The sequence below is a fragment of the Escherichia sp. S10b genome (genome assembly GCF_028421345.1).
In the GTDB taxonomy this organism is placed as follows: domain Bacteria; phylum Pseudomonadota; class Gammaproteobacteria; order Enterobacterales; family Enterobacteriaceae; genus ECMA0423.
The window spans coordinates 1-15,753 of the sequence record NZ_JAHZSO010000005.1; the positions used below are offsets into that span (position 1 = coordinate 1).

26 protein-coding genes are annotated in these 15,753 nt (G+C 49.5%); 20 read left to right on the forward strand and 6 right to left on the reverse strand.

Going from position 1 to position 15,753, the window contains the following annotated elements:
- On the forward strand, positions 1-69 hold a 69-nt coding region (locus FTE26_RS00395; protein WP_071607219.1), incomplete at its 5' end, for an IS1 family transposase.
- 174 nt (positions 70-243) lie between these two features.
- On the opposite strand, the gene FTE26_RS00400 is transcribed toward FTE26_RS00395, so the two are convergent.
- The 5 genes from FTE26_RS00400 to FTE26_RS00420 form a co-directional block, all read right to left on the reverse strand.
- Positions 244-606 carry a phage protein gene (locus FTE26_RS00400; protein WP_001242730.1) on the reverse strand — a complete coding sequence of 121 codons (363 nt, stop codon included), beginning with the start codon at positions 604-606 and terminating at the stop codon, positions 244-246.
- A complete protein-coding gene (yfdR, locus tag FTE26_RS00405; protein ID WP_061358152.1) occupies positions 597-1,133 on the reverse strand; it encodes a 5'-deoxynucleotidase in 537 nt (178 codons plus the stop codon). The genes FTE26_RS00400 and yfdR overlap by 10 nt, the downstream gene beginning before the upstream one ends.
- A gap of 127 nt (positions 1,134-1,260) precedes the next feature.
- Positions 1,261-2,085 (reverse strand): YfdQ family protein, encoded by an 825-nt coding sequence (locus tag FTE26_RS00410; protein ID WP_000081287.1) that lies wholly within the window; start codon positions 2,083-2,085, stop codon positions 1,261-1,263.
- Between the two features lie 65 nt (positions 2,086-2,150).
- Positions 2,151-2,513 carry a protein YfdP gene (yfdP, locus tag FTE26_RS00415; RefSeq protein WP_000135680.1) on the reverse strand — a complete coding sequence of 121 codons (363 nt, stop codon included), beginning with the start codon at positions 2,511-2,513 and terminating at the stop codon, positions 2,151-2,153.
- A 668-nt stretch (positions 2,514-3,181) separates the two neighbouring features.
- Positions 3,182-3,856, reverse strand: coding sequence for a LexA family protein (locus tag FTE26_RS00420; RefSeq protein WP_000848749.1), 675 nt, complete (start codon positions 3,854-3,856; stop codon positions 3,182-3,184).
- 90 nt (positions 3,857-3,946) lie between these two features.
- Between FTE26_RS00420 and FTE26_RS00425 the strand changes: the two genes are divergently transcribed.
- From FTE26_RS00425 to FTE26_RS00520, 19 genes are all read left to right on the forward strand, one after another.
- A complete protein-coding gene (locus tag FTE26_RS00425; RefSeq protein WP_000649477.1) occupies positions 3,947-4,147 on the forward strand; it encodes a YdaS family helix-turn-helix protein in 201 nt (66 codons plus the stop codon).
- 43 nt (positions 4,148-4,190) lie between these two features.
- Entirely contained in the window at positions 4,191-4,742 is a 552-nt protein-coding gene (gene ymfL / locus FTE26_RS00430; RefSeq protein WP_000515860.1) for a protein YmfL, read from the forward strand.
- On the forward strand, positions 4,739-5,902 hold the full coding sequence (locus tag FTE26_RS00440) for a Rha family phage regulatory protein (RefSeq protein ID WP_053880556.1): 1,164 nt from the start codon (positions 4,739-4,741) through the stop codon (positions 5,900-5,902). Before ymfL ends, FTE26_RS00440 begins: the two co-directional genes overlap by 4 nt.
- Entirely contained in the window at positions 5,899-6,123 is a 225-nt protein-coding gene (locus FTE26_RS00445) for a hypothetical protein (protein WP_000620696.1), read from the forward strand. Before FTE26_RS00440 ends, FTE26_RS00445 begins: the two co-directional genes overlap by 4 nt.
- The gene (locus tag FTE26_RS00450) at positions 6,120-7,112 is read left to right on the forward strand and encodes a hypothetical protein (protein ID WP_032346515.1); all 993 of its coding nucleotides are present in this window, start codon (positions 6,120-6,122) and stop codon (positions 7,110-7,112) included. The genes FTE26_RS00445 and FTE26_RS00450 overlap by 4 nt, the downstream gene beginning before the upstream one ends.
- Positions 7,109-7,603, forward strand: coding sequence for a PerC family transcriptional regulator (locus FTE26_RS00455; protein WP_001305611.1), 495 nt, complete (start codon positions 7,109-7,111; stop codon positions 7,601-7,603). Before FTE26_RS00450 ends, FTE26_RS00455 begins: the two co-directional genes overlap by 4 nt.
- Positions 7,603-8,256: a phage N-6-adenine-methyltransferase gene (locus FTE26_RS00460; protein ID WP_000066917.1), complete on the forward strand. Its 654-nt coding sequence runs from the start codon at positions 7,603-7,605 to the stop codon at positions 8,254-8,256. Before FTE26_RS00455 ends, FTE26_RS00460 begins: the two co-directional genes overlap by 1 nt.
- Entirely contained in the window at positions 8,253-8,579 is a 327-nt protein-coding gene (locus tag FTE26_RS00465; protein ID WP_052894503.1) for a LexA family transcriptional regulator, read from the forward strand. The genes FTE26_RS00460 and FTE26_RS00465 overlap by 4 nt, the downstream gene beginning before the upstream one ends.
- Complete coding sequence (locus FTE26_RS00470; protein ID WP_000767113.1) at positions 8,576-8,965, forward strand: RusA family crossover junction endodeoxyribonuclease; 390 nt, start codon at positions 8,576-8,578, stop codon at positions 8,963-8,965. Before FTE26_RS00465 ends, FTE26_RS00470 begins: the two co-directional genes overlap by 4 nt.
- A 19-nt stretch (positions 8,966-8,984) precedes the next feature.
- Positions 8,985-9,794, forward strand: coding sequence for a KilA-N domain-containing protein (locus tag FTE26_RS00475; RefSeq protein ID WP_001061438.1), 810 nt, complete (start codon positions 8,985-8,987; stop codon positions 9,792-9,794).
- A gap of 7 nt (positions 9,795-9,801) precedes the next feature.
- Positions 9,802-10,791 (forward strand): DUF968 domain-containing protein, encoded by a 990-nt coding sequence (locus FTE26_RS00480; protein WP_001351443.1) that lies wholly within the window; start codon positions 9,802-9,804, stop codon positions 10,789-10,791.
- 13 nt (positions 10,792-10,804) lie between these two features.
- A complete protein-coding gene (locus FTE26_RS00485; RefSeq protein WP_085674829.1) occupies positions 10,805-11,557 on the forward strand; it encodes an antitermination protein in 753 nt (250 codons plus the stop codon).
- 253 nt (positions 11,558-11,810) lie between these two features.
- Positions 11,811-12,014: a hypothetical protein gene (locus FTE26_RS00490; RefSeq protein WP_000917728.1), complete on the forward strand. Its 204-nt coding sequence runs from the start codon at positions 11,811-11,813 to the stop codon at positions 12,012-12,014.
- Positions 12,015-12,164: 150 nt separating this feature from the next.
- Positions 12,165-13,217, forward strand: coding sequence for a DNA-methyltransferase (locus FTE26_RS00495; RefSeq protein WP_000799656.1), 1,053 nt, complete (start codon positions 12,165-12,167; stop codon positions 13,215-13,217).
- Between the two features lie 67 nt (positions 13,218-13,284).
- The gene (gene essD / locus FTE26_RS00500; RefSeq protein WP_000839596.1) at positions 13,285-13,500 is read left to right on the forward strand and encodes a phage lysis protein EssD; all 216 of its coding nucleotides are present in this window, start codon (positions 13,285-13,287) and stop codon (positions 13,498-13,500) included.
- 4 nt (positions 13,501-13,504) lie between these two features.
- Positions 13,505-13,855, forward strand: a complete 351-nt coding sequence (locus tag FTE26_RS00505) for a YdfR family protein (protein WP_000193288.1) — start codon at positions 13,505-13,507, stop codon at positions 13,853-13,855.
- A gap of 63 nt (positions 13,856-13,918) precedes the next feature.
- On the forward strand, positions 13,919-14,452 hold the full coding sequence (locus FTE26_RS00510; protein WP_000992100.1) for a lysozyme: 534 nt from the start codon (positions 13,919-13,921) through the stop codon (positions 14,450-14,452).
- Complete coding sequence (locus FTE26_RS00515) at positions 14,449-14,916, forward strand: lysis protein (RefSeq protein ID WP_001300226.1); 468 nt, start codon at positions 14,449-14,451, stop codon at positions 14,914-14,916. Before FTE26_RS00510 ends, FTE26_RS00515 begins: the two co-directional genes overlap by 4 nt.
- Complete coding sequence (locus FTE26_RS00520; RefSeq protein WP_001139681.1) at positions 14,904-15,056, forward strand: hypothetical protein; 153 nt, start codon at positions 14,904-14,906, stop codon at positions 15,054-15,056. Before FTE26_RS00515 ends, FTE26_RS00520 begins: the two co-directional genes overlap by 13 nt.
- A 141-nt stretch (positions 15,057-15,197) precedes the next feature.
- Here FTE26_RS00520 and FTE26_RS00525 read toward each other — a convergent pair whose 3' ends face one another.
- Positions 15,198-15,374, reverse strand: coding sequence for a hypothetical protein (locus FTE26_RS00525; RefSeq protein ID WP_001205135.1), 177 nt, complete (start codon positions 15,372-15,374; stop codon positions 15,198-15,200).
- Positions 15,375-15,753 lie beyond the last annotated feature (379 nt).

Genomic DNA, 15,753 nt, shown 5'->3' on the forward strand with positions numbered 1-15,753 from the left:
TTCTCAAAATCGGTGGAGCTGCATGACAAAGTCATCGGGCATTATCTGAACATAAAACACTATCAGTAAGTTGGAGTCATTACCGCAGACGGCGACGCATGTTAGGTGCACCCCAACGGTAACCAGTCTTTTTGTCGTAGGATTCACAACGTCCGGCAACCCAGGACGTTTCAGTGGAATGTAATTTCATCCGCTTTTCACCGTCTCGGGTGATAACAATTCCTGTATGAGTTTTTATCACGCTCATTTCTTAGTCTCTGGTGCTTTCGGCATTACTGCCCAGTGAGTGATATTGACGTTTTCAAGGTCCCCGACCTGAAATGTCCACTGCCATTCTCCGGTTTCTTTTTGTCCCCAGGTGTACCAGAGAGAACGCCAGCCAATCAGCCAGCCTTCTCCGTTAGCATCAAATAACAGAACACTTTCATTTGCTGGAGGCAGTTCAGCTGACACTGGTATTATTTTGCTTTCCAGTGCCGCACATTTAGCTTCAAGCGCGTCGAATTTACGTACCAGGTACTCAGCATTTGTTTCGTTCACTTTCAGATCTCGCGGTACACATTTCCCGCGAAGAAACCCTTCCATTTCGAAAACATTCATGCGCATTTGCGTAATTCCGATAATTCGTTAAAGCGTTTCATAAACATCCCGTAGGCATGGCCTGGAGCCAGTGGAATAACTTTGAACATCTCTGTTGCCGGGATACCTTCCAGTACAGGCCAGAAAGAGCCATCATCAAGCCCGAGATCGCGGCGTTCGGTTGCCAGCATGATGAGATCGGCATATTTCACGGGCGTGCTCATAACCGGGGGTAACCCGTATTTCTCACGGATGACGACGTCTATTTTTTCTTCCATCCGTTTATAGTCAGGAAGAAGTCGTTTCAGTGGTGCGGGGATGTCCTGGCAATACGCTTCTGTTGCATCATGCATTAACGCTTCAAAAGCAAATTCCTGCGGCACCAGCTGGCTGCAAAGCACTGCATGCTGGGCGACACTGTAGAAGTGTGAAAGATGTCCTGCAAAGCGACAGATATTTGAAAGGGAAACCGCGATATCGTTAATCACGATGTCGTCTTTATTTATCTTGTCATAATAAAAATGCTTCCCGGAAAAAGTTTTAATAAATGACATTTTGTTCTCCACGTATATGCGCTGCACCGCGCTGAATTTTGGTTAAAGAAAACCCTCGCCATCAGGCGATTATTGAGTCAATTATGTTTCCATAAATGCCCCCGCAGGGGCATTTGCAGTAAGGAAATCAGGCGGTAAAAGTACCAATAAAGGTTTCTACTTTGCTGTCTTTGAATTTCTCAACAAGCAGATCACGAAATTCGTTAGCCATTTCTTCCTGCACTGCTTCCAGCTGAATAATGCGCAAAACCAGTACCGGACGATCGCCAGTGATAATGCTGAGGCGTAATTTAAACGGACGTTCTTTCAGGCCTTCAAACGGAACGCATTTAAATTCAAATGCCACTGGCATAATGTCTTTGGTCTTCGCTTCGACAGATTCCATCAGGGAGCGTTTGCCGCTGAAGTCATTATCTTCAAAATCAGCGGTCTGGTTTGCTTCAATCGTGATTTTACGGACTGCCGCAGCCGCTTTTGTTGCCTGAATGGCGTCACCATTAGCATCAAAGCCCACAAGGTAGTCGGCCCAGTCTTCAATCCATTCTGCTAGTGACTTCTGGGAGTTACGCTCGCCGTTAACAGACAACAGAGCAGAGAACGGTGCTGTCTTTTTCAGTTTGAGTGTGGCGGTGTTATCTGCGTGACCTGGTTCATCAATAGTACCCAGGTTAAGCACACTGACGGCACGCATATTATCAGCATCGATAAAGCAGCGGGTGCCTTCATCTGCAAGATCTTTAGAATAACGGGTAAAGTCATCGATGCTGGCAGTGGAAAGCGCACCACGGAAACGGAAGCGATTTAAATTAAATTTTTCCAGATCATGAATGCGGAAATTCTCAGGCAATGCCACAGCATCGGCACCAATCTTACTGATAATTTCATTAACACCCTGAGCAGAAATAAGGGCATGGATTTGATTAATTGCGGTTGCGTCTAAGTTCTGAGACATAATAAGTCCTCACTATATAAAGATATTCAGTGATGAGATAAATAATCAGTTAATTAAGAACGATATTAATGACCTGCTGCGCGAAGTTTTCCGTCAGGTTCACCGGCAAGAGTCAGTAATTGTCCCTGGTCTTCCTGCAGAATAGTCAGGCGACCACCGCGATTGACATACATCGGTGTTTCGGTGGTGTCTTCTTCAGAAATTTTCCCGCGGTTAGTCGGGCGAACATATGAGAGTTTGTGTTTGATTTTCACACGGTTCTCATCAAACGGTTCGATTTCCAGGTTGAGCGAGACCTTACCTTTGGTTTTCGTGTTCATCACACCGGAAGCGACTTCACTGAGAACAGCGCCGATTTTGGTTTCAAATACGCCGCCGTCCAGCTCCCCGATAAATGCCTGCACATCAGTACTGCGTTCGCTAGCCATTTTGCTGCTCCTCATCATATCGACCCTGCAAGGTCGGTTGGTTTCTCCACAAAACAGAGAAGAACACCTGCGGTGACTGCCGCCCGGATGGATTGGGTTATGAGCCCGTCGTCCGGTGATGCTCTTCTCTGTTTTGTAAAAAGAGCGGTACCAGCCGGAAGCAAGGGTACAAACTGGTACCGCCAAAGCAGTGGCTGTTGTGGTGGGGTTGTCACTCAGGCGTATGGTCAACCTGACAATCCGGTGTCCTCAACGGGGAAAGAGTAACCCCGCCATACTTACCGCCGCGCCATTTCGCGGATTACCACAACGCTGAGAGCACTTAGCCAGTTACGGCACCACACTTTGTCGCGGCTCCATAAATGCCCTCATCGTTGCACCCTGGTCTCTTCCCAGGCGTCAAACCGAATCGCCACGCTGGTTAGGCGTCTTATCAGCATCATCATTGACTTGCACATTCCGGCTACCTGGTTTGTTTGCTCGAGCAAGGAGTGGATTGTCCCCTTTAACGTCACCAGACCGCTAACGACGCATGTGCCATACGCCGTGTTACAACCAAATTTTGTTTTAATCTTGCCTGTGTTATGTTTCTTTTAGATACATTATGTATCTCATGGGTACATTGTCAAGTATAAAAAAACCTGCCGAAGCAGGTTCATAAATATTGATTAGGCCTTTATTGTGTATCTTCTTGGTTTTCCCGAGAAAATCACTGTACCAATTATAGAGCAATTACCGTTAATCTTAATGTAAGGCTCAGGCCAGTTTGGGTTTAATGCTTTGAGATAACGCTGTGTTCCATCTTCTATCAATCGCTTGAAGGTGGTTTCGCCTGTATCGTGCATCAATGCAATAACGTCGTCACCGTGGCAGGCAGGGACTTCGGGATCAACAAAAATCATGTCTCCAGGGCGGTACTCATCAATCATTGAATCACCAATCACCCGCAAGATATAAGTCATTTCGCCACAGGGTACAGGGCAGGGATACGTTTCTGCTGTGCTCAAATCAACCTCAGAATAGCCAACTTCTTTCCATGCTCCGGCCTGTACCCATGATATGACAGGGACTAACGTTATTTGTTTGTTAGTGATTGAAACATCAGGTTTTTTTGTGATGTTCGTTGTCTGGTGTTCTTGATCAAGCCATCCGACAGGCAGGTCGAAACATTTTTCGATGTGCCGTGCCATGCTGTCACCGATATTTTTAGTAGCGCCATCCCCCATAAACCTGCTGGTTTGGGTTGGCTCGCGATCAATCATGGTGGCAAAAGATGAATTTCCGCCAACACCATCTCTCAGTTTTCTGGCGTTAGACCGCCGGATGTCATGGATTGTTTTCATAACGAAATTAAAACCTTTGTACCGATAAGGTACAAGTATCTTGAAGGTTCATTTCAATCATGTAATATGTATACCGGAGGTACATATTGTATGAAAGCGTATTGGGACTCTTTAACCAAAGAACAGCAGGGCGAGTTGGCCGGAAAAGTTGGCTCAACACCTGGCTACTTACGGCTGGTTTTCAATGGTTATAAAAAAGCCAGTTTTGTGCTGGCGAAAAAACTTGAGCAATGCACGTCAGGTGCAATTACGAAATCTGACTTAAGACCGGATATCTATCCGAAAGATTAACAGAACACCTTCAATTTTTAACCACAGAACGATGAGGCTAACCGTGGGTAAGCATCACTGGAAAGTAGAAAAACAGCCTGAGTGGTACGTGAAAGCTGTCAGAAAAACTATCGCGGCGTTGCCGGGGGGTTACGCTGAAGCTGCTGAGTGGCTGGATGTAACAGAGAACGCTTTATTCAACCGCCTTCGTGCAGATGGCGATCAGATTTTCCCGCTGGGATGGGCAATGATTTTACAGCGCGCGGCTGGCACTCACTACATTGCGGATGCTGTCGCACAGTCTGCTGGTGGGGTGTTTGTATCGCTTCCTGAAATTGAGGAAGTAGAGAACGCCGATATAAACCAGCGCCTGCTGGAAGTCATCGAACAGATCGGGAGTTACTCAAAGCAGATTCGTTCGGCAATCGAAGATGGGGTAGTGGAGCCACACGAGCAGACAGCAATTAATGATGAGTTGTATCTGTCAATTTCGAAGCTCCAGGAGCATGCAGCACTGGTCTACAAAATCTTTTGCGCTCCAGAAAAGAGTGACGCCCGCGAGTGTGCAGCTCCGGGCGTCGTGGCGTTTTGTGTCTGTGGAGAAACTAACGCATGAACAGTTTAACGGCAAATAACCGTTTGTCGCAACAGCTGGTGGTCAGTGTCGCTGAACACCTGTTGTTACGGCATGAATGCAGATTACCAAATCACCTGGCTGTAAGTAACCACAGAGAACTTTACCTGACTGTGGGGGGCGAGTTGTGCAGGAACTTAACCGCTGGTTTCGTGACGGAAGAGGGCTTTATGTCCATGTTATTCGTTGGGAGCCAGAAACACAGCGCGTTATCTATCTTCGCAAAGACTACCCGCATGAGTGCTTTAGTCCTTTGTGGAAATTCAGGCGTGATTTTGTTGAGTGTGAAGGACCACCAGCACATTGATTCTGCCATTCCGGGACGTTACACTGTTCAGGCACCTTATAAAGCGGGTGCCGGGATTGGCGTCCTGAAATTGATTACTGAGCATAACCGCGCTCATGCGGTTTTTTCGTGTCATGAGCATTGCTACGCCCAAATTATGGTGGGGCGTACAGGGCCGACTTCGGTCGGGCCGGGTTCGGTAGTCTCCGGTAACGCCAACCCTGTACGTCTCACCACCTCTGTGATTGGCGTCCCATGTGGTGAGTTTTCTAAAAAACTGACTACCGGGGCTGTCACTATGACTACTCTCCCAACCCTCTCTCAACCTGAAATTGCCATCGTTGATGGTCAGGCTGTTACATCTTCTTTGGCTGTTGCTGACTTCTTCTCTAAACGTCATGACGATGTTCTGAAAAAGATTCGCATTTTGGATTGTTCTCCAGAGTTTTGTGCCCGCAATTTTGCGGAGACATCAATTTTGGTACGCCAGCCCAACGGCGGTACTCGCAAACTACCTTGCTATCAAATAACCCGCGATGGCTTTGCGTTTCTTGCTATGGGTTTCACGGGTAAACGTGCTGCCCAGTTCAAAGAGGCATACATCAATGCCTTTAACCAGATGGAGAAACAGCTTTCAAAGCCCGCTGTACCGAGCGACGTTGCACATAACGCCAGTGTTCTCTATTCCTACATTTCATCAATTCATCAGGTCTGGTTGCAGCAGCTTTATCCCATGCTGGAAAAAGCTGAATCACCTCTGGCTGTAAGTCTGTATGACCGAATTAACGATGCGGCATTTCTTGCCCGTCTTATTCATTCGTCGCTGAACTCTTCAGAGGTAAGGGGGCGCAAATGATCCGGAATATTTTCAAACGATTTACCAATCAGACTTTCCGTTGTCCTCGCCCCGGTCAGTGGTACACCACGCCTGCAGGGCATGTTCTACGTGTTAGCCTGGTGGACCGTGAATGTCAGAAGGTGATTTGTGAACCGCTGGGTCGTAATTACCGCGTCAGTATGCCGCTTATAGCCTTTCGCTCCGGAAAAAACATGAAGCATCTCGGAGGTGCGGCATGAGTCTGTTAATGACATCCCAGCCCATTGTGATAAATCGTGATCTTGCATGCCGTATTGGTCTGAATGAGGCAATTGTGTTGCAGCAGCTTCATTACTGGCTGAATGAAACGAATTCAGGCACTGAGCATGGCGGAATTCGCTGGGTTTATAACACGACAGAACAGTGGCTGGAGCAGTTTCCGTTCTGGTCAGAGTCCACTCTGAAACGCACATTTGCAAGCCTGAAATCACTTGGGGTTTTGCGTCGCGAGCAACTCAATAAATCGAAGCGTGACATGACCAACTTCTACACGATCAACTATGAAAGTGAGCTTTTAGAAGAGGTCAAAGTGAACGAATCCATCAGGTCAAAATGCACTTCTCCATCGGGTCAAAGTGACCTGATGGATGGGCGCAAAATGACACGATCCATTGGTTCAAAACGACACGCTGTCATCGGGTCAAAATGGCCCAATGATCTTACAGAGAATACAACAGAGATTACTACAGAGAATAAAACCTCTTCTCGTCCGGACGCTTCGCAACCGGACACGCAAACGGCTGAACAGGAGTTTTTAACTCGCCATCCTGATGCGGTTGTATTCAGCCCTAAAAAGCGCCAGTGGGGAACGCAGGATGATTTGACCTGCGCACAGTGGCTCTGGAAAAAAATCATCGCCCTGTACGAGCAGGCCGCCGAATGTGACGGCGAGGTGGTTCGTCCCAAAGAACCGAACTGGACAGCATGGGCAAACGAAATTCGCCTGATGTGTGTGCAGGATGGTCGTACTCACAAACAAATCTGCGAGATGTACAGCCGCGTCAGCCGTGATCCGTTCTGGTGCCGTAACGTGCTCAGCCCGTCGAAGTTGCGGGAAAAATGGGATGAGCTTTCCCTGCGCTTATCGCCGTCCGTCAGCACGCACACAGAAAAACGTGAAGACCCGTACTTCAAAGCCAGTTACGACAACGTGGACTACAGCCAGATCCCGGTAGGATTCAGGGGGTGATCATGAGTCTTTTGAATGAAGTTCAGAAATTCATTGAAGCCCATCCGGGGTGTACTTCCGGAGACATTGCGGATGCTTTTGCAGGTTACTCACGGCAGCGCGTTCTGCAGTCTGCAAGCAAGTTACGTCAGAGTGGGCGTGTGGCTCACCGTTGTGAAGGAGATACACGCAGACATTTCCCACGCCTGACTGAGAGAGCGCAGGAGCCGGAACCACAACCAGTTCGTGAAACCAGACCTGTGCGCAATTTCTATGTCGGCACTAACGATCCCCGGGTGATTTTGTGCCTGACCCGCCAGGCTGAAGAACTGGAGTCAAGGGGCTTATACCGTCGTGCTGCAACCGTGTGGATGGCGGCATTCCGTGAAAGCCACTCCCAGCCAGAACGAAACAATTTTCTGGCGCGTCGTGAGCGGTGCTTACGGAAAAGCAGCAAGCGCGCTGCATCAGGTGAAGAGTGGTATCTATCAGGGAATTACGTGGGGGCTTAATGAGTAATAAATATTGCCAGGCGCTGGTGGAACTGCGGAACAAACCAGCCCATGAACTGAAGGAAGTGGGCGATCAGTGGCGCACGCCGGACAACATTTTCTGGGGAATTAACACCCTGTTTGGCCCGTTTGTTCTGGATCTGTTCACTGATGGTGATAACGCCAAATGTGCCGCTTATTACACTGCGGAAGACAACGCGCTGGCGCATGACTGGTCAGAACGTCTTGCGGAGCTTAAAGGTGCTGCCTTTGGTAATCCCCCGTACAGCCGCGCCAGTCAGCATGAGGGGCAATACATCACCGGCATGCGTTACATCATGAAACATGCCAGTGCTATGCGTGATAAAGGCGGGCGCTATGTTTTCCTGATCAAAGCTGCCACCAGCGAAGTGTGGTGGCCGGAAGATGCAGACCATATTGCTTTTATTCGCGGGCGTATTGGTTTTGAACTGCCAGCCTGGTTTATCCCGAAGGACGAGAAGCAGGTGCCGACAGGCGCTTTCTTCGCTGGTGCTATTGCTGTTTTCGACAAGACCTGGAAGGGACCGGCAATCAGCTACATCGGGCGCGATGAACTTGAGGCATGTGGTGAGGCGTTTCTGGCGCAGGTTCGCCAGCAGGCAGAAAAACTGGTCAGGGAGATGGCGGCATGACGACGTTAACTCAATGCCAGCAGCAGGTGCTGGATATGCTGATTTCTTATCAGAAAGAAAGTGGCTTCCCGCCAACCAATCAGGAGGTGGCAACCATGCTGGGATACCGTTCGGTGAATGCAGCGGTGGAGCATCTTCGCGCACTGGAGAAAAAAGGCGTCATCACGATAAAGCGTGGCGTGGCCCGGGGGATAACGCTTCATACCGCGGTGAAGGACGACGACAGCGAGGCGGTCGGGATTATCCGCGCACTGCTTGCCGGTGAGGAAAACGCAAGGCTGCGTGCAACCCACTGGTTACATGAGAGGGACCTGAAAGTATGAAGCTGATCCTGCCTTTTCCGCCCAGCGTGAACACGTACTGGCGACACCCCAACAAAGGGGCGTTTGCTGGTAAGAGCCTGATAAGCGCGGCGGGGCGAAAATTCCAGAGCGCGGCGTGCGCAGCAATAGTTGAGCAGTTACGTCGTCTGCCGAAACCAACGTCGGCACCTGCTTCAGTGGAGATCGTGTTGTTTCCTCCGGATAACCGGATCCGCGATCTGGACAACTATAACAAGGCGCTGTTTGACGCCCTGACCCACGCGGGTGTGTGGGAAGACGACAGTCAGGTGAAAAGAATGCTGGTGGAGTGGGGACCGGTTATCCCGGAAGGGAAGGTCGAGATCACTATCAGTAAGTACGAGAAAACGGCGGGTGCAGCCGCCTGATTAAGAGGAGAAACGAAGTATGAATAATCTGATGGTCATTGATGGTATTGAAGTTCGTCGTGATGCTTATGGGCGTTACAGCCTGAACGATCTGCATCGCGCAGCAGTAGCATCTGGTGCAAATGCCAGAACCAAGGAGCCGGGAAAGTTTCTTTCCAGCCAACAAACTGTTGAGCTTGTTCATGAATTGACCAACACCCAGAATTTGGGTGTTGACCCGGTGAGTGTGATTCATGGGGGAAATGAACGGGGAACGTATGTCTGCAAGGAACTGGTGTATGCCTATGCAATGTGGATCAGCCCGTCATTCCATCTGAAGGTGATCCGTACTTTCGATATGGTAACCAGCGCACCGGAAAAATTATCCGGACAGGCTGCTGACAAGATGCAGGCTGGCGTGATCCTGCTGGACTTTATGCGCCGGGAGTTAAACCTGTCTAACTCTTCAGTGCTTGGTGCCTGTCAGAAACTCCAGGAGGCTGTTGGCTTACCGAATCTGGCACCGCGCTATGCCATTGATGCTCCTGCTGATGCACACGATGGCTCAAGTCGCCCGACACTGTCACTGAGTGCACTGCTGAAACAGTATGGTATACGCCTGACGGCTAATCAGGCATATCACCAGATGGTGAAACTGGGGATCGTCGAGCAGCGCGAACGATACAGCCGTACCGCGATTAACAACATCAAAAAATTCTGGTCGCTGACAGCGAAAGGTTGCATGTTCGGCAAGAACATCACCAGTCCCGCAAATCCGCGCGAGACGCAGCCGCATTTCTTCGAATCCCGATTCCCTGAGCTGTTAAAGCTGCTCGATACCGTACATTGAGGTGACCGTGAGAGCACTACTGACCCCTGAAATTGCCCCGCGTATGGGGATCGTATTGTTCAGACCAGGTTCAGAGCTGATGCCCCTGTTTATGCAGGGGCGTATCCTGCTGGAGCCTGAGCCGGAACGTTATTCATCTTTCGCCAGTGGTGCCGTTCCGGCGGCATCACAACCGCTGGCGGATGATCCTGCCGTTCGGGCCGTGTTCCGCAATGAGGCAGTGATCCGTCGTGCTGGTGGCGTGGAATGTCTTGAAAGCTGGTTACTTCGTGAAAAAGGCTGCCAGTGGCCTCATTCCGACTGGCACAGCGAGAACATGACAACAATGCGACACGCGCCGGGCGCAATCCGTCTGTGCTGGCACTGCGATAACCAGCTGCGTGATCAGTTCACGGAACGGCTGGAATCAATGGCAACGGATAACTGTGCCCGCTGGGTGTTGTCTGTTGTGCGTCGGGATCTCGGTTTTGATGACAGTCACGTTGTGACAATGCCGGAACTGTGCTGGTGGCTGATTCGTAATGACCTGGCGGATGCCTTACCGGAAAGTGCAGCCCGTAAGGCACTGAGATTACCGAAGCCTGTTGTGCCGTCTGTCACCCGGGAAAGTGACCTTGTGCCTTCGGTTCCTGCCACCAGCATCATCCAGGATAAGGCGAAAAAGGTGCTGGCGCTGAAAGTGGATCCGGAGTCGCCGGAGTCTTTTATGTTACGCCCAAAACGTCGCCGCTGGGTTAATGAAAAGTACACACGCTGGGTTAAGACACAGCCGTGTGCATGTTGTGGAAAGCCTGCTGATGATCCCCACCACCTGATAGGCCACGGTCAGGGTGGAATGGCTACAAAAGCGCATGACCTCTTTGTGTTGCCTTTGTGCAGAAAGCATCACGACGAGCTGCATGCGGATACCGTGGCATTTGAAGAGAAGTATGGTTCCCAGCTGGAGCTGATATTTCGTTTTATCGATCGTGCGCTGGCAATAGGCGTACTGGCGTAAGTGGAGAACGAGCATGAACCTTGAAGCCTTACCGAAATATTACTCCCCGAAATCTCCAAAATTGAGCGATGACGCACCGGCGACAGGCTCTGGTGGTTTAACAATTACGGATGTAATGGCTGCGCAGGGGATGGTGCAGTCGAAAGCACCGCTTGGGTTTGCCTTATTCCTGGCAAAAGTTGGTGTTCAGGATCCTCAGTTTGCGATTGAAGGTCTGCTCAATTACGTGATGGCACTGGATAACCCGACATTGAACAAATTGAGTGAAGAAACCCGGTTACAGATCATCCCTTACCTTGTGAATTTTGCCTTTGCTGATTATTCCAGGTCTGCGGCAAGTAAGGCTCGCTGTGAGCATTGTGCTGGTACTGGATTTCATAATGTATTGCGCGAAGTGGTGAAACACTCCAGAAGCGGGGAATCTGTTATCAAGGAAGAGTGGGTGAAGGAACTGTGTCAGCATTGTCATGGTAAGGGAGAAGTCAGCACAGCGTGCAGAGGGTGTAAGGGTAAAGGTATTGTCCTGGATGAAAAAAGAACCCGGCTTCATGGCACGCCTGTTTATAAGGTTTGTGGGCGTTGCAATGGAAACCGGTTTAGCCGTTTACCAACCACACTGGCGCGGCTTCATGTCCAGAAGCTGGTACCAGACCTGACGGATTATCAGTGGTACAAAGGATATGCAGATGTCATTGATAAACTGGTTACAAAGTGCTGGCAGGAAGAAGCATATGCAGAGATACAATTGAGAAAGGTGACAAGATAAATGGTTTTCGCCGAAGATGACGACATGATGCTTGCGTTTTTCAAAAAATATGGATAAGATTTTCACAACGATGGGCTTTGTATGTCTACCGTTGATAAGATTTAAGAACCCGCCACTGAGCGGGTTTTTTTGTACCTGTAAACTTGGTGCAGTACAGTAAACACGCTGGTGGTCGTGAATACTGACTTTTTATCTTGCTGGCTTTTTAGACAAGAGTTATTGGTATGTCATGTTAACCAGAAGGGAAAAAGACATGCTAAAACAGCAAGATATGACAGAAACCGCCGCCGCAGTCCTTTATTTCTTACCTGCTGACAAGTGGGTAACGCCACGCATGATGACGAGAACTACCGGAGTAAGCGAAGCCCAGTGCCAGTTAATACTGACTCAGTTAGTTCTGGCGGGTCTGGCGAAGGATAACGGCGGGTACGGGAATAAATTCAGACGCTGCCAGTAATGGCGGTTTCCTGCTGTGAAAATGGGCGGCTGGTGGGTGTTGGTAGCACCTGCCAGCCATTCGCTCATGCTTACTGGTCACAAGCGAACCACGGCCCACTGCTTTAGCGCAAAAGCAGAGTGAGCCTACCAGAGTTACGCTTACTGATCCATGAAAAATACTGTAAAAATAAACAGTGTTGATTTAATCAACGCTGATTGCCTGCATTTTATTCAGTCCCTGCCTGATGATTCCATTGACCTGATTGTTACCGATCCGCCGTACTTCAAGGTGAAACCCAACGGCTGGGACAATCAGTGGAAAGGGGACGAAGATTACCTTAAGTGGCTGGACCACTGTCTGGCCCAGTTCTGGCGGGTGTTAAAACCTGCCGGAAGCCTTTACCTGTTCTGTGGGCATCGCCTGGCATCTGATATTGAGATCATGATGCGTGAACGTTTCAACGTGCTTAACCATATCATCTGGGCGAAGCCGTCCGGACGTTGGAATGGGTGTAATAAAGAAAGTCTGCGCGCATATTTTCCTGCCACAGAGCGCGTTCTGTTTGCTGAACATTACCAGGGGCCATATCGCGGCAAAAGTGACGGCTATGCAGCAAAAGAAAGGGAACTCAAACAGCACATAATGGCACCGCTGATATCGTATTTCAGGGATGCTCGTGCCGAACTGGGTATAACGGCAAAACAAATTGCCGAAGCCACAGGTAAGAAAAATATGGTTTCCCACTGGTTTGGTGCCAGTCAGTGGCAGTTGCCGAATGAGGCTGACTATCGGAAGTTACAGGCACTGTTTTCCCGTATAGCGGCAGAGAAGTTTCAGGAACAACAACTGGAACAACCACACCACCAGCTGGTGGCATCTTATGATTCACTGAATCGTAAATATTCTGAATTGCTGGATGAGTTTAAATCTCTCCGGCGCTATTTCTCCGTATCAGTCTCCGTGCCTTATACCGATGTCTGGATGCATAAACCCGTTCAGTTCTACCCGGGGAAACATCCGTGTGAGAAACCGGCGGATATGCTCAGGCAAATAATCAATGCCAGTAGTCGACCAGGTGATCTGGTTGCTGATTTTTTTATGGGATCCGGTTCCACAATAAAAGCAGCAATGGCGCTGGGGCGTCGGGCCTTAGGTGTTGAGCTTGAGTCAGAGCGGTTTAACCAGACAGTGAAAGAGATAAACGAGCTGGTGGGGAAATAATCTGGTGGCCACGTCAGGTGGCCTTTTTATTTCCATTACACAGCACCCGCATCTGCGAGGTGGGGTTATGAAATCCATGGATAAGTTAACAACGGGTGTCGCCTATGGCACCTCAGCAGGTAGTGCCGGGTACTGGTTTTTACAGTTGCTCGATAAAGTCACGCCCTCACAGTGGGCGGCAATAGGTGTGCTGGGTAGTCTGGTATTTGGCTTGCTGACGTATCTGACAAACCTTTATTTCAAGATTAAAGAAGACAAGCGTAAGGCTGCACGGGGAGAGTAATTCAATGACTCAAAACTATGAACTGATTGTGAAAGGGATCCGCAATTTTGAGAATAAAGTTACGGTAACTTTAGCGTTACGGGACAAAAAACGCTTTGACGGTGAAATTTTTGACCTGGACATCTCGCTGGACCGTGTTGAAGGTGCCGCGCTGGAGGTTTATGAGGCAGCAGCCAGAAGGAGCATCAGACAGGTCTTCCTGGATGTTGCTGCCGGGTTATGTGAAGGGGATGAGCAGTCGCCGGAAAAGCGCCCCGTAATTTTAGATGCGCAGAATGTTTGGATAACCTACAAAGGAAAGCTACCAGGAAGAATTACTGGTTCTCTGAAGACTCCTCCGGAATCACAACCTTAAGTCACTGACCGGAACAGATAAACCTGTCCGTGGGCAGAAACCGATAAATCCTGATAAATATCCATGAACGCAAAAATCAGATACGGCCTGTCGGCTGCCGTTCTGGCACTGATTGCCGTCGGTGCGCCCGCGCCTGATATTCTCGACCAGTTTCTGGATGAAAAAGAAGGTAACCACACAACGGCATACCGCGATGGGTCCGGCATCTGGACCATCTGTCGGGGTGCCACGATGGTGGATGGAAAACCCGTTTTCCCCGGTATGAAACTGTCGAAGGAAAAATGCGACCAGGTCAACGCCATTGAGCGTGATAAGGCGCTGGCATGGGTGGAGCGCAATATTAAAGTACCACTGACCGAGCCACAAAAAGCGGGTATCGCGTCATTTTGTCCCTATAACATTGGCCCCGGTAAGTGTTTTCCGTCGACGTTTTATAAGCGGCTGAATGCTGGTGATCGTAAAGGTGCATGCGAGGCGATTCGCTGGTGGATAAAAGATGGTGGGCGCGATTGCCGCATACGTTCAAATAACTGCTATGGACAGGTTATTCGTCGTGACCAGGAAAGCGCATTAGCCTGTTGGGGGATAGATCAGTGAGCAGAGTCGCCGCGATTATTTATGCTTTGGTTATCTGCATCATCGTCTGCCTGTCGTGGGCGGTCAATCATTACCGTGATAACGCCATCGCCTACAAAGAACAGCGTGATAAAAAAGTCAGTGAGCTGAAGCAGGCGACCGCCACCATTACTGACATGCAGCAACGCCAGCGTGCTGCTGATGTACTCGATGCTAAATACACGAAGGAGTTGGCTGATGCGAAAGCTGAAAATGATGCTCTTCGGCGCAAGCTTGATAATGGTGGTCGGGTGCTCGTCAAAGGAAAATGCTCTGTGCCATCCTCAGCCGAAACCTCCAGCGCCTCCGGCATGGGCAATGATGCCACCGTCGAACTCTCTCCAGTTGCTGGACGAAACGTTCTCGGTATCCGGGACGGAATCATCAGAGACCAGACAGCACTGAGAACGCTTCAGGAATATATCAGGACGCAATGCCTTCGATGATAGCGATAATTTTACTCATCATCCTTCACATTTGGCTCTGTAGACAGGGTGGTGATCACTTCTGGAGTGAATCCAGATTAAACATCTCATTGCTGATGCTTGAAGTTGAGCATCTGGCGCGCGGTAAGGGGCTGCGTTGAAATAAGAGCCAGTCATTAAAAATACCTGGATTTAGCCTCGCATTCGCGGGGCTTTTTATTGCCATTACAAAAGCCACTCCCTACAGAGTGGCTTTGATAATGGCTTATACCCTACACGGGATAACTTAACTGATATCCCTTTTAACGGATAAAGGTATTCAAGCCTGACACATCATGCGCTGTATCGTCGCCGTATTCCCGTATTAACAGAGACCGTAGCCCGACGGGGAACTCCTTCTGCGAGAGTGTGCGGGAATAATCAAAAACGATGCACACCGGGTTTTTACCGCGTTTATGGTTCGCGGGTTTGTCCCTCATGCTCGCCAGTCCTGTGCGGGGGTGGAAGAAACAGGATACTCACACAGATTCTTGTGGGCACGATGCTATTCCTTTCTGGATTATCCCGATGCCATTCATGCAAGGCGCTGTATCAGACGTTCGTCATGGCTGTCAGGCTGACGGGTCCTCCCGGTGGGGTGGCCTGCCACGGGGCGGGAGCGTCGCGGAAAAAGGCTAGTTTTTGAAATTTCATTCGTCATCACCACTACTGTAATGTATTGATATTACGGTGATTTTATTTTTATGGTGTCGATTTTGATTGTTTTTTGTTCACCACTAACACCGTTTGCCTAAAGTTGTTCGCAAGATGCATGTTTAAAACATTCTGGAGCGGGTATGGATCGAGAGTTAAAAAATC

Coding starts and splice junctions, on each gene's coding strand:
- FTE26_RS00410 (WP_000081287.1), bottom strand. CDS start 2,085: ATGTCTCAGAACTTAGACGCAACCGCAATTAATCAAATCCATGCCCTT.
- FTE26_RS00470 (WP_000767113.1), top strand. CDS start 8,576: ATGAAGCTGATCCTGCCTTTTCCGCCCAGCGTGAACACGTACTGGCGA.
- FTE26_RS00510 (WP_000992100.1), top strand. CDS start 13,919: ATGAACGCAAAAATCAGATACGGCCTGTCGGCTGCCGTTCTGGCACTG.
- FTE26_RS00465 (WP_052894503.1), top strand. CDS start 8,253: ATGACGACGTTAACTCAATGCCAGCAGCAGGTGCTGGATATGCTGATT.
- FTE26_RS00400 (WP_001242730.1), bottom strand. CDS start 606: ATGCGCATGAATGTTTTCGAAATGGAAGGGTTTCTTCGCGGGAAATGT.
- FTE26_RS00450 (WP_032346515.1), top strand. CDS start 6,120: ATGAGTCTGTTAATGACATCCCAGCCCATTGTGATAAATCGTGATCTT.
- yfdR (WP_061358152.1), bottom strand. CDS start 1,133: ATGTCATTTATTAAAACTTTTTCCGGGAAGCATTTTTATTATGACAAG.
- FTE26_RS00525 (WP_001205135.1), bottom strand. CDS start 15,374: ATGAGGGACAAACCCGCGAACCATAAACGCGGTAAAAACCCGGTGTGC.
- FTE26_RS00425 (WP_000649477.1), top strand. CDS start 3,947: ATGAAAGCGTATTGGGACTCTTTAACCAAAGAACAGCAGGGCGAGTTG.
- FTE26_RS00505 (WP_000193288.1), top strand. CDS start 13,505: ATGACTCAAAACTATGAACTGATTGTGAAAGGGATCCGCAATTTTGAG.
- FTE26_RS00520 (WP_001139681.1), top strand. CDS start 14,904: ATGCCTTCGATGATAGCGATAATTTTACTCATCATCCTTCACATTTGG.
- FTE26_RS00440 (WP_053880556.1), top strand. CDS start 4,739: ATGAACAGTTTAACGGCAAATAACCGTTTGTCGCAACAGCTGGTGGTC.
- FTE26_RS00485 (WP_085674829.1), top strand. CDS start 10,805: ATGAACCTTGAAGCCTTACCGAAATATTACTCCCCGAAATCTCCAAAA.
- yfdP (WP_000135680.1), bottom strand. CDS start 2,513: ATGGCTAGCGAACGCAGTACTGATGTGCAGGCATTTATCGGGGAGCTG.
- FTE26_RS00420 (WP_000848749.1), bottom strand. CDS start 3,856: ATGAAAACAATCCATGACATCCGGCGGTCTAACGCCAGAAAACTGAGA.
- FTE26_RS00475 (WP_001061438.1), top strand. CDS start 8,985: ATGAATAATCTGATGGTCATTGATGGTATTGAAGTTCGTCGTGATGCT.
- FTE26_RS00460 (WP_000066917.1), top strand. CDS start 7,603: ATGAGTAATAAATATTGCCAGGCGCTGGTGGAACTGCGGAACAAACCA.
- FTE26_RS00495 (WP_000799656.1), top strand. CDS start 12,165: ATGAAAAATACTGTAAAAATAAACAGTGTTGATTTAATCAACGCTGAT.
- essD (WP_000839596.1), top strand. CDS start 13,285: ATGAAATCCATGGATAAGTTAACAACGGGTGTCGCCTATGGCACCTCA.
- FTE26_RS00490 (WP_000917728.1), top strand. CDS start 11,811: ATGCTAAAACAGCAAGATATGACAGAAACCGCCGCCGCAGTCCTTTAT.
- FTE26_RS00445 (WP_000620696.1), top strand. CDS start 5,899: ATGATCCGGAATATTTTCAAACGATTTACCAATCAGACTTTCCGTTGT.